The organism is Denitrificimonas halotolerans (assembly GCF_034259425.1).
Classification (GTDB): Bacteria; Pseudomonadota; Gammaproteobacteria; order Pseudomonadales; family Pseudomonadaceae; genus Denitrificimonas; species Denitrificimonas halotolerans.
On the sequence record NZ_JAXIVU010000016.1, the window covers coordinates 1 to 12660 of the forward strand.

Below are 12660 nucleotides of genomic sequence, written 5' to 3' on the forward strand. Positions count from 1 at the left end.
TCTATTAAGAGCTTTCCTGCATTCATTGCGTGTTTGTAACTATATTTTTGTGAATTGCTTACGAAGCTAAGTGGTATATCGACTGCATGTTTTGTTGCTGAGCCAATGTAATGTGACGCTTAATATTCTGGGTTGAAGAAAAGGGTGTGTTTATCAAAATCGTGTAAGATCTCATACTTTTAGTGCGGGGATGGATAGCGAGGGCTGTGTAAGCAGCCTCTTAACCCCTTAACAGGCTGCTAAAGTCTTTGCAGTATAGGTTTACACTAGCATTATATACAGCATGATAAAGCACACTAAAACCTTAAAAGTCCGAGTACGAGATAGGCGTGTGACCTTGCTAAACCGCATGGCTCGAAGCGTCAATTTCATCTGGAACTTTGTTAATGAATTAAGTCAACGCTCGATTAAAGAGCTGGGCTTGCACAGCCAAACCTTGCAGCGCACTCTAGGTGAGTATGTCACGCACCGCAAGCAGTTTAAGAAAGCGCGGCTGAACTGGCGTAAAGTCAGTGTTGGATGCTAGCTGGGGTCAATTAAAAACAATGCTGGACTATAAATGTGCTCACGCAGGCATTGTTTTTAAGGAAGTTGACGAGGCATACACCACTCAAACCTGTTCGAGTTGTGGCAGCTTGCCCGAATCGAGGCCGAAAGGTATCGCAGAACTTGGAATAAGAGAATGGACGTGCAGTGGGTGCGGTGTCACCCACGATCGCGATATCAACGCGGCACGTAACATTCTTGCGGCCGGGCATGGCCGTCTAGCAGTAGGAACCCCCGTCCTTTAGGTCGGGGAGGATGTCAATGTTGGAGGAAGCTGCTAATAAGGCCAGATTTTTTGGTGTAGGTGAATTTTAGTGAATTACTCACTAAATCCATTTGGGTTTTTCTGCTGCCAGCGCCAAGTATCTTGCATCATATCTGCTAAGCTATGTTTTGCTTTCCAACCTAGCTCAGTAGTGGCTTTGCTAGAGTCGGCCCAGCATTCAGCAATATCACCACTACGACGTTCGACTATTTTATAAGGTACAGAAGTTTTGGCGGCTTGTTCAAAAGCCTCAATCATTTGTAGAACGCTATAGCCCTGACCTGTACCTAAATTCCAAATATTTATACCTTGTGTGCTAGCAATTGCATCCAAGGCTTTGAGGTGACCGTCAGCCAGATCAATAACATGAATGTAATCGCGTACGCCGGTACCATCGACTGTTGGATAGTCGTCGCCATATACTGAAAGTTGTGACAGTTTACCCACAGCGACTTGGCTGATATACGGTAATAGATTGTTTGGAATGCCGTTAGGGTCTTCCCCAATTAAACCACTGGGGTGGGCGCCAACTGGATTAAAATATCGTAATAAGGCGATACTCCAGCGTGATTCTGAGATGGCTAGATCATGCAGTATCTCTTCGATCATGAGTTTGGAGCGGCCATAAGGGTTAGTAGGCACGCCCGTTGGGCAGTCTTCGCTGATTGGTATTTGTTGTGGTTCACCATAGACGGTAGCAGAAGAACTAAATACCAACTTAAATACACTTGCTGCGGCCATAGCTTGAAAGAGAACAACACTACCGCTGACATTATTTTCATAATATGTAAGTGGCTGTTGTACGCTTTCGCCAACAGCTTTTAAGCCTGCAAAATGTAAAACAGCATGAATTGAGTAACGCGTAAAAATTGAATCTAATAGAGCACGATCACGAATATCACCTTGAATAAAGGTAGGAGCTTTACCGCAAATACGTTCGACGCGATGCAATGATTCAACGGAGCTATTAGTAAGGTTATCAAGTACGACAACCTCATGCCCTGCTTCAAGTAGTGCGAGGGTGGTGTGTGAGCCAATATAACCCGCCCCTCCAGTGACTAAGATAGATTGTTTCATATGATCTTTAAGTATCCTAAAGTGAGTTGGCTACTGGTTTAGCAGTATGATGCTGGGTATCGATCATGCGCTTTCGGCGTGATTGTAGAATGATGATGATCAGTAATAGCAATAAACCAGGAATCCACATAAGCTCTTTTGGCATCCGATCGGTGGGAGCGCGTACCAGAACAATTTCTTGATCGAACTCTAAACCTAAATCTGCTGCTTGGCTTGAGAAGGCCACGTTATCAATAAGGGTTTTTCCATCTTCTTCGATTAGCATTAAGCCCAGGGCATCTAAACGTTCTTCACCGCTAGCACCGTGTGGTACAGGTAGAAGAACGACGAACTCACGAGGCTCACCGACCTCATCTTCTCCCTGGATACGTAGGCGTAATTGACTACCTTCTTCAACTTGACCTAGAGCTTGAACCATTTGGTTTGGAGGAATATTTTGATAGGGATCATGGATTATATCCATCCAAAAACCAGGGCGGAATAAAGTGAAGGCTACTAAGAGTAAAAGAAGGTTTTCATACCAACGGCTGCGGGTGATAAACCAACCCTGGGTGCCTGCTGCAAATATCAACATGGCGATAGTTGCGACAATAAATATTAAAACACCGTGCATAAAGTTTATATTAATCAGTAATAAGTCGGTGTTAAAAATAAAGAGGAAAGGCAATAGTGCCGTGCGTAAACTGTAGTAAAAAGCTTGTGCTCCAGTTTTGATGGGGTTGCCTTTCGAAACAGCTGCGGCGGCGAATGAAGCTAAGCCTACTGGCGGTGTGACATCAGCCATAATACCGAAGTAGAACACAAATAAATGGACAGCAATTAAAGGCACAATCAAGCCGTTTTGTTGGCCAAGAGAAATAATCACCGGTGCTAATAAGCTTGAAACGACAATATAGTTGGCTGTAGTGGGAAGCCCCATACCAAGGATTAAACTGAAGATAGCGGTAAAAATCAGCATCAGAAGTAAGTTGCCCATAGATAAAAGGTCAACTAAGTCAGCTAATACTAAACCTACACCTGTTTGGGAAACTGCGCCAACAATGACTCCAGCTGCGGCTGTAGCGATACCAATACCGATCATATTGCGGGCACCGGTAATCATGCCTTCACGTAGATCTATAGCTCCATCGAGCCAGCCACCATGGTCATAGCTTTCATCTGTACGCATCCAAGTTAGAATAGGGCGCTGAGTGAGCAAGATAAAAATGAGCATCACACTACCCCAAAATGCTGAGAGGCCTGGTGATAAGCGTTCGATCATGAGGCACCAGACTAGAACTATAACAGGCAGAACAAAGTGCAAGCCTGAAAGTAGGACGGTGCGTGTATCAGGGAGTTCTTCTAAAGGTTTGTCAGTGTTTTCTAGTGGCAGTGGTGGATTGCTTGCAGCAATTTTTAATAAGCCTAAGTACGCAACTGCCAACAAAATACCGACCCCAAGTAGCGCATAATCGCCTAAGGCAGGCTTTAACCAACCTAAGCCATAGTAAACCAGCAAGGAAATGCCAGAAATAAAGGTAATACCAAAAGCAAAGCCGACTAGGCGGCGTAACCAAGGTTTAGGCTGGTGATTACCAATGGGTTGCATGCCTAATTTAAGAGCTTCTAAATGAACGATATATAACAGAGCAATGTAGGAAATAGCTGCTGGTAAAAAAGCGTGCTTGATAATTTCTACATAAGGAATGCCTACATATTCCACCATTAAGAATGCGGCCGCCCCCATCACTGGAGGCATAATTTGCCCATTTACTGATGAAGCAACTTCAACTGCACCAGCTTTTTCAGAAGAAAAACCAACACGTTTCATCATTGGAATGGTGAAGGTTCCGGTGGTTACCACGTTAGCAATAGATGAGCCAGAAATCATACCCGTGAGGCCTGAAGCAACAACTGCTGCTTTGGCCGGTCCGCCACGCATATGCCCTAATAAACTAAATGCCAGCTGAATAAAATAGTTACCGGCACCTGCGCGTTCGAGTAAGGCACCAAAGAGTACAAATAAGAACACAAAGCTGGTGGATACCCCAAGTGCAATACCAAAGACACCTTCTGTGGTAATCCATTGGTGATTAGCTAAGGCGGTCCAACTCACACCTCGGTGAGCAAGCATCTCCGGCATATAAGGACCAGCTACACTATAGGTTAGGAACAATAAAGCAATAATGGCTAAAGGGGGGCCTAGGGTTCGCCGTGTTGCTTCAAGTAGCATGGGAATACCCACGCAGGCAGTCACTAAATCAAAAGTGGTTAAACTACCGGGACGCATCGCTAGGTCTTGATAGAAAATAAATAAGTAAGCAGCACTGGCTGCTGCAACGAGCGACAGAGCAATATCCAGTAAAGGTACATAATTACGCGGTGAGCGTTTAAAAGCTGGATAGGCTAAGAAAGCTAATAGTAAGGCAAAGGTTAAGTGAATTGAGCGGGTTTCTGTGTCATTAAAAACCCCAATACGAAAAATAAAAGGAAGCGGTGAAGCAATCCAAAGTTGGAATAGAGACCAAAGTAAAGCGAGGCCAGCAATAACTTGCGCCATGATGCCATCAGGTGAGCGCGCTCCTGAGTCTTGTGCAATAAGTTCTTCGGCAGAGATATGTTTTTCTGTCATGGCAGTTAACCGGCATTAAATCTAAAGATGCCAATCTACCGTTACTCAGAGTTCCGGTAGATTGGGGTTGTTTAACAGGTTAGCCGAAGCTTTTACATCCAGCCACGTTCTTTATAGTAGCGTACCGCACCCTCGTGTAAGGGGGCAGATAAGCCTGCATCAATCATTTCTTCTGCTTTTAAGTCTTTAAAAGCAGGGTGCAGACGTTTGAAACGCTCGAGATTATCAAAGACGGATTTAACCATCTGATAAACCAAGTCAGCGCTAACCTTGCTGCTGGTTGAAAGCACCGCTTTACCACCAATAGACTGAGTGGGTAGGTCGTTGCCTGTATACATGCCACCTGGGATTTCTGCCTTAGTGTAGTAGCTTTTTTCTGCTAGTAGGGCATCAATTTCAGGACCTGTGACTGGAACTAAAACAGCATCTACAGTCGTGGTTGCTTCTTGAATTGCTCCGTTTGGATGACCAACGAAGTAGGTCATAGCATCGATGTTGTTATCATTTAATGCACTAGCTTGTTCTGCAGCTTTGAGTTCTGCTGCTAAGGAAAAGCTGCTACGATCCCAACCTTTTTTCTGCATGATTTCATCAAGAGTGTCACGTTGGCCGGAACCTGGGTTACCGATATTGACGCGTTTACCTTTTAGGTCGTTAAAGTTAGCAATGTGTGCGTCACGGCGAGCAAGCACTGTGAACACTTCACTTTGCAGTGAGAAAAGTGCACGCATATCATCCATTGGACCTTCAGCCTCAAAAGGTGCGATACCTTTCATAGCTTTGTATTGGTGGTCAGATTGCATAACACCGAAGTTAAACTCCCCGCTGCGAATGCCGTTAACGTTAGCAACACCGCCACCACTGGCGGGAGCATTACAACGAATACCAGTCTCTTTGCTGTCACGATTAACGAAGCGGCAGATCGATTGGCCTGCCACATAGTACACGCCAGTTTGTCCGCCGGTACCAATGGTGATGTATTTTTCTTCGGCCTGCGACATGCCACTCAAGCTCATTCCAGCGAGGGTCATGGACAGAGCCCATGCGAGGGTTTTACCTTTGATCATGGGTATTCTCCTTTCGTTTTTTTAACACAGACTAAGCATTTTATGCGCAGCGCTGTGCAACAAGTTGTTACAGGCTTATGAACTTATAACAACATAGCTGCATGTTAATAGCTTTTAGGGTGAAAGACTATTGGCTTAAGGTTTTTCTAAAAACTTTAGAGTTACGCTGAAAGTTATACATTGAAGCTTTAGCACTGGGAAGCATCGTTATGGGCTGAGCTTGGAAACCTCGTTCTTGAAACCAGTGTGCAGTACGTGTTGTCAGCACGAAAAGGGATACCAATCCTAAAGCTTTTGCTCGCTGTTCGATGCGATCAAGAATGACATCACCACGACCACCGTGGCGATAATCTGGGTGCACAGCCAAACAGGCTAGTTCACCTGTAGCTTGTTCAGGAAAAGGATAAAGAGCGGCGCAAGCGATAATTAAGCCGTCACGCTCAACAATACTAAATTGTTCAATTTCTTGTTCGATTAAGTCCCGTGAACGGCGTACTAGAGTGCCTTGTTCTTCGAGTGGTCGGATCAGTTCCAATAAACCGCCAACATCATCAATTTTAGCTTCACGTACTTGCTCAAATAATCCTTGGTCAACTAAGGTGCCACAACCATCGCGAGTGAACATCTCGGAAAGTAGAGCGCCATCGGTGTGATAGCTAATAATATGACAACGAGCTACCCCACCACGGCAAGCGTTAGCTGCAGCTTGTAAAAGTTCAGCCTGCTCCAGTTTTTTGTGCTTTGTATAGTGCTCAAGGTGTGGTTGTGCTTCTTGTGCGGACAGCTCTCGAATCAGCTGACCTGAAGCATCAAGCAGGCCTTGCTCAGAACAAAATAAAAGTAACTTATCCGCCTGTAGATCAATGGCTGCACGGGTTGCGATGTCCTCGCTAGAGAGGTTAAAAGTTTCACCGGTGGGAGAATAACCCAGGGGGGGTAAGAGAACGATGGTACGTTCATCCAACAAACGTTTAATGCCTTTACTATCAATGCGGCGAACTTCGCCCGTATGTTGATAATCAACACCATCAATGACCCCAAGCGGGCGGGCGGTTACCAAGTTACCACCGGCTACGCGTAAACGTGCACCTTGCATCGGTGAAGTGGCTACATCCATTGATAGGCGCGCCTCTATGAAAGCGCGTAACTGTCCTACGGCATCCAGTACACAGCTCAAGGTTGCTGCGTCGGTAATACGTAGATCTTTGTGATAGCGAGAGTGTGAGCCGAGTATCTCTAAGCGTGACTCAATTTGTGGTCGAGATCCAAAAGCGAGGACTAAACGTACACCTAAGCTGTGCAAGAGTACTAGATCATTGATGGTATTACTAAAATTTTCATGGGCGATACTTTCACCAGGGAGCATCACCACAAAAGTGCGTTCACGATGCGCATTAATATAAGGCAATGAATGACGGAGGGAATTAACGTAAGTGTGCATAAGTGCGTCCAACTCTAAATGACAGCTAATAACTGACGTGTTTGCTGTATTGGCCGCCACAGCTGTAATGCTGTGACGTTTTCTCAGGCAGCATACAATGAAGCTGTGCCTGAGAAAACGCAGCGTTAAGTATTAAATGAAGATGAGCTTCAATATACTAAAGAACACAATTGCGAGGAAAGCACCAGCGGGTAGAGTAATAGCCCAAGACATAAAGATTGAGCCAATGACCCTAAGGTTTAGAGCACCGATACCGCGTGCTAGACCAATTCCTAACACTGCACCAACTAAGGTGTGCGTAGTGGAAACGGGTAAGCCAACTGCTGAAGCACCAACAACGGTAGAAGCAGTGGCTAACTCAGCAGCAAAACCACGACTAGGAGTCAGTTCTGTGATACCTCGGCCAACTGTAGCAATGATTTTATATCCATAGGTTGCTAAACCAACCACAATACCTATGGCTCCTAACAATAGCACCCAAGCAGGTACGGCTGATTTAGCGGTGAGCTCACCCACACCATTGCTTTGAATGACACCCGCAATTGCAGCTAAAGGACCGACTGCATTAGCTACATCATTAGCACCGTGGGCAAATGCCATAGCACATGCGGTGAAAATCATCAGAGTCGCAAAAACTTTTTCTACGCTAGCAAAGTAGGTGCTGCGGTTTGCGTCTGGAGCAATTTTGATGCGGCGAAGCAAGACCATGCCTAATAGCATGACCAAAATGCCCACACCGACTGCAAGCAGTACACTTTCTTCACTATTGATGTTTAAACCAACGTGCTTCAGACCTTTGGATAAGGTCATTAACGCAACCATAAAACCGGTTAAAAACATATAGAAAGGCACGTAGCGCTTAGCGTTTTCAAAAGGATTGTCTGTGTTAATGATCAGTTTTTGAACACTAACGAATAATCCAAAAGCGACAACACCAGAGAGGAAGGGGGTCACAACCCAACTGGCAACGATGGGGAGAATAGCACCCCAATGGACAGCATCAAAAGATACACCAAAAGCAGAGAAGCCCACTACCGCGCCAATGATGGTATGGGTGGTGGAGACTGGCCAACCTTTATTCGTAGCAATTAATAACCAAGTACCGGAGGCAAGCAGCGCTGACATCATACCTAAGACTAACAGGTCTGCTGTCATTACATCGATATCAACAATACCATTTTTAATGGTTTCGGTAACTTCTCCGCCGGCTAAATAAGCACCGCAGAACTCGAATACCATTGCAATAATAATGGCTTGTTTAATGGTCAGCGCGCGTGAGCCCACTGATGTACCCATGGCATTTGCAACGTCGTTTGCACCGACGCCCCATGCCATAAAAAAGCCGAAAAGACAGGCTAAAACTAAAAGTATAAAGCCATAGTCAGTTAAAAGAGCCATAAAAAATCCGCTTGTTCCAGGTGGGGCACGCTATATGAATTAGCGTGCGAGCAATTGTTCCAATCGGTTGCCGATGCGCTCTGCGCGATCAGCGACATCACCAATCCACTCGATGATGGTGTAGAGAAACATGACATCAACAGGTGGTAGGTCTTTCTCTAGCTTAAAGAGTGAGCGACGCACCTCAATTTGCATACGGTCAGTGTCGTGCTCAATATCTTCAAGCACTTCGATCATAGCCGTAACGCGATTGACTTCACGGTTTCCAAAACCTGTTTCAAGGATCTCATCCAGCTCGTTCATTGCGGTCAGTGCTTGTTCGCTGGCATCTACCACTCGTTGTACGAAAGCAAGCATCATAGGTTGCAAAGGCTTAGGAATGGTCATTTGTCGGCCTAGCATTAGGCCTGCAATGTCTTTTGCGCGGTTAGCTACTTTGTCCTGTACACTGAGCAGTTCAAGTAAATCTGAGCGCGGTACAGGCAAGAATAGGCTTTTAGGAAGATGAATACGCACATTACGCTTGAGTTTGTCTGCTTCTTTTTCAAGGCGTGACATCTCTTGCTGAACATGCTCCACCTGTTCCCAATCTTCAGCAATGACTGCTTGAAAAAAAGGAATCAGATTTGAAGCACATTCGTGTGCTTTGGCAATATGTTGTTGCATCGGCCCAATGGGCGAACGACCAAACAAACTTATAAACGGGTTTATCGACATTTTAGAGCTGTGCTCGATTATCCAATAACGACCGATATTATACGGTGTTGTTGTAGGGTTCGGCCAGCTTAGAGGTAAACTTGTAATAAATTGAATTGAGAATGAGATGGCTAAAGAAACCGAAATAAAGTTGCGCGTCAGCCCTGCAATGCTTGCTAAGCTGCGCGAGCACACGCTTTTAGCCAAGCGTTGTGTGGGCCAATGGCAGACCCGAGAGCTACTGAATCGGTATTACGATACAGCTGATTTTGCTTTAGCGCATGGTCAGGTAGCGCTAAGAATTCGTCGGGATGGCGAACAATTGATTCAAACTTTGAAGAGTAAAGGGGCAAGTGTTGCAGGGTTGTCTGAGCGTAATGAGTGGGACTGGTACCTGAAAAGTGATCAATTGGTGCTCGAATATTTAGATGACAATTGCTGGCCTAATAGTTTAAATGCGCTCGATAAAGGGCAATTACAGGTTGTTTTTAGTACAGATTTTAAACGTCAATTTGCAGAGTTGCGTTGGGTACGTCATGGTGTTGAGACTGTTGTTGAGGTGGCGCTAGATCATGGTTTGGTTATCGCTAACGAGCAACAGGAAGAAATCTGTGAAATGGAGTTGGAGTTACGTCAAGGTGAGCCCACTGCATTATTAGAACTAGCTTTAGAATTGGCCGCAGATGTTCCATTAATGCCCTGTGATATCAGTAAAGCAGAGCGTGGTTACCGTTTATTTGATGCAACCAGCTATAGCGTTAATGCTGAGTCAGCATCTTTGGCTGCAGGTATGTCTCTGGATGATAGTTTAGGTGCTATTGCTTGGCAGCTATTAGGTAACAGTCAGCGATTGGCGGAGCAATATCGTTTTAATGGTCACTGGAAGCTTTTTGAGCAATGGTTGCATCAACTCATTAGCTTGCGCGCTTTATTAGCGAGTTTAGGGCAGGCCGCCCCCCGTTCTTCAAGCAGTGCTTTACGCACGCAGCTGGATGAATTAATTCATGATTGGCGCGAACTAGCTTTGACCGGTTCAGAGGACCAAGCGATACGGGAAGCCAATCCAGAGCGATTTCTTTCTGAGTTAAATAACACGCGTTGGGGTGTTTTTTCCTTGCAGATGGCATTGTGGTTGCAAGGTAAATTATGGAAGAAAAACCGCACAGTACGGGGTGCGCGGCAAGGTGGGGTAGCACTGGAAAAGTGGGTGCTGCAGTTTTTAAAGGATGAAACACAAGCATTACAGGTGCATCGTTATATGCGCCAGCCGGAGGATTTAGTTGAGCAAGTGCCGCGTTTGGAGCGTGTGTTGGTTTGGTTGCAGGTGGCGCGTCACTTGATTGAATTGGTGGATAGTGATCGTTTATTTGGCAGTTTACGTGAGCTGCATGCTTTAGCATTACAGCCGATTACTGACGATGTGCTAGACATGCGTCGTGAAAGCTTAGGTTCGATACTGATGTTGAATGCCTGGAAACAGTTGCGTTAAACGCAGATAAAAAGTGCATGATGTGCTGTTAGAGGCCATCATGCAGCGTTTGTAATGATCCGATACAGGTCATCAATCACTGATTTTTGAGTAGTTTATGTGTTTATTAGTTTTTGCTTGGCGACCCAAGCATCCTCAGCCCTTATTAGTGCTGGCTAATCGTGACGAAAATCACGGGCGTCCAACTGCACCGCTGGCACAGTGGATTGGTCAGCCAGAAATCTATGCTGGACGCGATCTTGAAGCAGGTGGAACTTGGCTGGGTGTGAGTCAAAACGGGCGATTTGCTACTTTAACTAATATTCGTGACCTGACTTTGCCTGTCGGCGAACAATCTCGTGGTGCGTTAGTCACTGATTTTTTAGCTTCAGAGCAGACGCCTCGAGTTTATTTAAATAAGGTTGCGAGCAAAGCTGATCAATATTCTGGCTTTAATTTGCTTGTTGCTGATTTAGAGTCGGTTTGGTATTTAAACTCGAGGGAAGCACGACCTGTTCGTCTAACTGATGGCATTTATGCCTTGTGTAATGGCAGTTTAGATACTCCTTGGCCTAAATTAGTGCGTTTGCGCAGTGCATTTTCAGAGCGGTTAGATGCATCTGATCAAAGTTTGTTTGAGTTGATGCAGGATGAGCAGCGTGCGGCTGATGATCAGCTGCCTGATACGGGGGTTGGTTTAACGATGGAGCGCATGTTATCTAGTATTTTTATTCGTGGTGAGCGGTATGGTACTCGGGCCACCAGTTTGCTGCGTCGTTTCGCTGATGGCAGTACTACACTGGTTGAGCGCAGTTATGGAGTAAATGGGGAGTTTATTGGATTGCAGCAGATTGAGTTAGCAGGCTTATCAAAACCGCGTAAGACCTCGTACTTTTAGTGCAGGGATGGATAGCGAGGGCTGCGTAAGCAGCCCCTTAACCCCTTAATAGGTTGCTAAAGTCTTTGCAGTATAGGTTGGTACTGGTACTGTATACAGCATGGTAAGGCACACCAAAACATTAACAGTCCGAGTACGAGACAGGCATGTGCCCTTGCTAAACCGCATGGCTCGAAGCGTCAATTTTGTCTGGAATTTTGTTAATGAATTAAGCCGCCGCTCGATTAAGGAGCGTGGTGTGTTTTTGTCTGCTTTTGATATGCATCCCTACACAAAGGGCACAGGTAAAGAGCTTGGGCTGCACAGCCAAACCTTACAGTGCATCGCGGGTGAGTATGTCACACGCAGCAAGCAGTTTAAGAAGGTGCGGTTGAACTGGCGCAAATCAGGCGGTGTACGCCGCTCACTGGGCTGGATACCCGTCAATACAGGTGCAGCTCAATGGAAAAATGGATAGGTCTACCATAATGGCCACTACTTTAAGGTGTGGGACAGTTACGGCCTGAACCAATATAAATTCCGCTCTGGTAGCTTCAACGAAGATGCCCGTGGCCGCTGGTACTTCAATGTTGTGGTTGATGTGGAGGTCGAGCCAACCAAAGGCCAAGACAGCATCGGCATTGACCTGGGTTTGACCGACACTGCCACCTGCTCGGATGGCATAAAACTGGAAGCGGGTCGCTTCTATCGTGGCCTTGAGGAAAAACTGGCCATAGCGCAACGAGCCAGAAATAAAACCCAAGTCAAAACCATTCATGCGAAAATCGCTAACCGTAGAAAAGATGCCCTGCACAAGTTCAGCCGCACGCTGGTCAACCGCTGCGGTGAAATCTATGTGGGCAACGTCAGTAGTTTAAAGCTCGTTAAAACTACGATGGCCAAGTCAGTGTTGGATGCTGGTTGGGGTCAATTAAAAACAATGCTGGACTATAAATGCGCTCACGCAGGCATTGTTTTTAAGGAAATTGACGAGGCATACATCACCCAAACCTGTTCGGATTGTGGCTGTTTGCCCGAGTCGAGGCCGAAAGGTATCGCAGGACTTGGAATAAGAGAATGGACGTGCAGTGGGTGTGGTGTCACCCACGATCGCGATATCAACGCGGTACGTAACATTCTCGCGGCCGGGCATGGTCGTCTAGCAGTAGGAATCTCCGTCCTTTAAGCCGGGGAGGATGTCAAAGTGCTTCAGC

Annotated in this window: 12 protein-coding genes; 6 read left to right on the top strand and 6 right to left on the bottom strand. The window is 45.9% G+C overall.

The annotated features are described in order from the left end of the window. Nucleotides 1-349: 349 nt before the first annotated feature. Nucleotides 350-526 carry a hypothetical protein gene (locus tag TOI97_RS10455; protein WP_321554071.1) on the top strand — a complete coding sequence of 59 codons (177 nt, stop codon included), beginning with the start codon at nt 350-352 and terminating at the stop codon, nt 524-526. 19 nt (nt 527-545) lie between these two features. Continuing rightward, nucleotides 546-791, top strand: coding sequence for a transposase (locus TOI97_RS10460; RefSeq protein ID WP_321554072.1), 246 nt, complete (start codon nt 546-548; stop codon nt 789-791). Nucleotides 792-865: 74 nt separating this feature from the next. Here the strand turns inward: TOI97_RS10460 and galE are convergent, their stop codons facing one another. The 6 genes from galE to TOI97_RS10490 form a co-directional block, all read right to left on the bottom strand. Next, nucleotides 866-1888, bottom strand: a complete 1023-nt coding sequence (gene galE, locus TOI97_RS10465) for a UDP-glucose 4-epimerase GalE (protein WP_321554073.1) — start codon at nt 1886-1888, stop codon at nt 866-868. Nucleotides 1889-1904: 16 nt separating this feature from the next. Next, the gene (locus TOI97_RS10470; protein ID WP_321554074.1) at nt 1905-4499 is read right to left on the bottom strand and encodes a TRAP transporter permease; all 2595 of its coding nucleotides are present in this window, start codon (nt 4497-4499) and stop codon (nt 1905-1907) included. 92 nt (nt 4500-4591) lie between these two features. After that, nucleotides 4592-5563 (bottom strand): TAXI family TRAP transporter solute-binding subunit, encoded by a 972-nt coding sequence (locus TOI97_RS10475; RefSeq protein ID WP_321554122.1) that lies wholly within the window; start codon nt 5561-5563, stop codon nt 4592-4594. A gap of 130 nt (nt 5564-5693) precedes the next feature. Then, nucleotides 5694-7007: an amino-acid N-acetyltransferase gene (gene argA / locus TOI97_RS10480; RefSeq protein ID WP_321554075.1), complete on the bottom strand. Its 1314-nt coding sequence runs from the start codon at nt 7005-7007 to the stop codon at nt 5694-5696. A 132-nt stretch (nt 7008-7139) separates the two neighbouring features. Then, nucleotides 7140-8405: an inorganic phosphate transporter gene (locus TOI97_RS10485; protein ID WP_321554076.1), complete on the bottom strand. Its 1266-nt coding sequence runs from the start codon at nt 8403-8405 to the stop codon at nt 7140-7142. Nucleotides 8406-8444: 39 nt separating this feature from the next. Further along, the gene (locus tag TOI97_RS10490; protein ID WP_321554077.1) at nt 8445-9122 is read right to left on the bottom strand and encodes a TIGR00153 family protein; all 678 of its coding nucleotides are present in this window, start codon (nt 9120-9122) and stop codon (nt 8445-8447) included. A 106-nt stretch (nt 9123-9228) separates the two neighbouring features. On the opposite strand from TOI97_RS10490, the gene TOI97_RS10495 reads away from it, so the two are divergent. The 4 genes from TOI97_RS10495 to TOI97_RS10510 all read left to right on the top strand — a co-directional run bounded on the left by TOI97_RS10495 (nt 9229) and on the right by TOI97_RS10510 (nt 12632). After that, entirely contained in the window at nt 9229-10590 is a 1362-nt protein-coding gene (locus TOI97_RS10495) for a CYTH domain-containing protein (protein ID WP_321554078.1), read from the top strand. 97 nt (nt 10591-10687) lie between these two features. Continuing rightward, the gene (locus tag TOI97_RS10500) at nt 10688-11467 is read left to right on the top strand and encodes an NRDE family protein (RefSeq protein ID WP_321554079.1); all 780 of its coding nucleotides are present in this window, start codon (nt 10688-10690) and stop codon (nt 11465-11467) included. A 166-nt stretch (nt 11468-11633) separates the two neighbouring features. Further along, the gene (locus tag TOI97_RS10505) at nt 11634-11924 is read left to right on the top strand and encodes a hypothetical protein (protein WP_321554080.1); all 291 of its coding nucleotides are present in this window, start codon (nt 11634-11636) and stop codon (nt 11922-11924) included. Nucleotides 11925-11951: 27 nt separating this feature from the next. Then, nucleotides 11952-12632 carry an RNA-guided endonuclease InsQ/TnpB family protein gene (locus TOI97_RS10510; RefSeq protein ID WP_321554081.1) on the top strand — a complete coding sequence of 227 codons (681 nt, stop codon included), beginning with the start codon at nt 11952-11954 and terminating at the stop codon, nt 12630-12632. Nucleotides 12633-12660 lie beyond the last annotated feature (28 nt).

Coding starts and splice junctions, on each gene's coding strand:
- TOI97_RS10455 (WP_321554071.1), top strand. CDS start 350: ATGGCTCGAAGCGTCAATTTCATCTGGAACTTTGTTAATGAATTAAGT.
- TOI97_RS10460 (WP_321554072.1), top strand. CDS start 546: ATGCTGGACTATAAATGTGCTCACGCAGGCATTGTTTTTAAGGAAGTT.
- galE (WP_321554073.1), bottom strand. CDS start 1,888: ATGAAACAATCTATCTTAGTCACTGGAGGGGCGGGTTATATTGGCTCA.
- TOI97_RS10470 (WP_321554074.1), bottom strand. CDS start 4,499: ATGACAGAAAAACATATCTCTGCCGAAGAACTTATTGCACAAGACTCA.
- argA (WP_321554075.1), bottom strand. CDS start 7,007: ATGCACACTTACGTTAATTCCCTCCGTCATTCATTGCCTTATATTAAT.
- TOI97_RS10485 (WP_321554076.1), bottom strand. CDS start 8,405: ATGGCTCTTTTAACTGACTATGGCTTTATACTTTTAGTTTTAGCCTGT.
- TOI97_RS10490 (WP_321554077.1), bottom strand. CDS start 9,122: ATGTCGATAAACCCGTTTATAAGTTTGTTTGGTCGTTCGCCCATTGGG.
- TOI97_RS10495 (WP_321554078.1), top strand. CDS start 9,229: ATGGCTAAAGAAACCGAAATAAAGTTGCGCGTCAGCCCTGCAATGCTT.
- TOI97_RS10500 (WP_321554079.1), top strand. CDS start 10,688: ATGTGTTTATTAGTTTTTGCTTGGCGACCCAAGCATCCTCAGCCCTTA.
- TOI97_RS10505 (WP_321554080.1), top strand. CDS start 11,634: ATGGCTCGAAGCGTCAATTTTGTCTGGAATTTTGTTAATGAATTAAGC.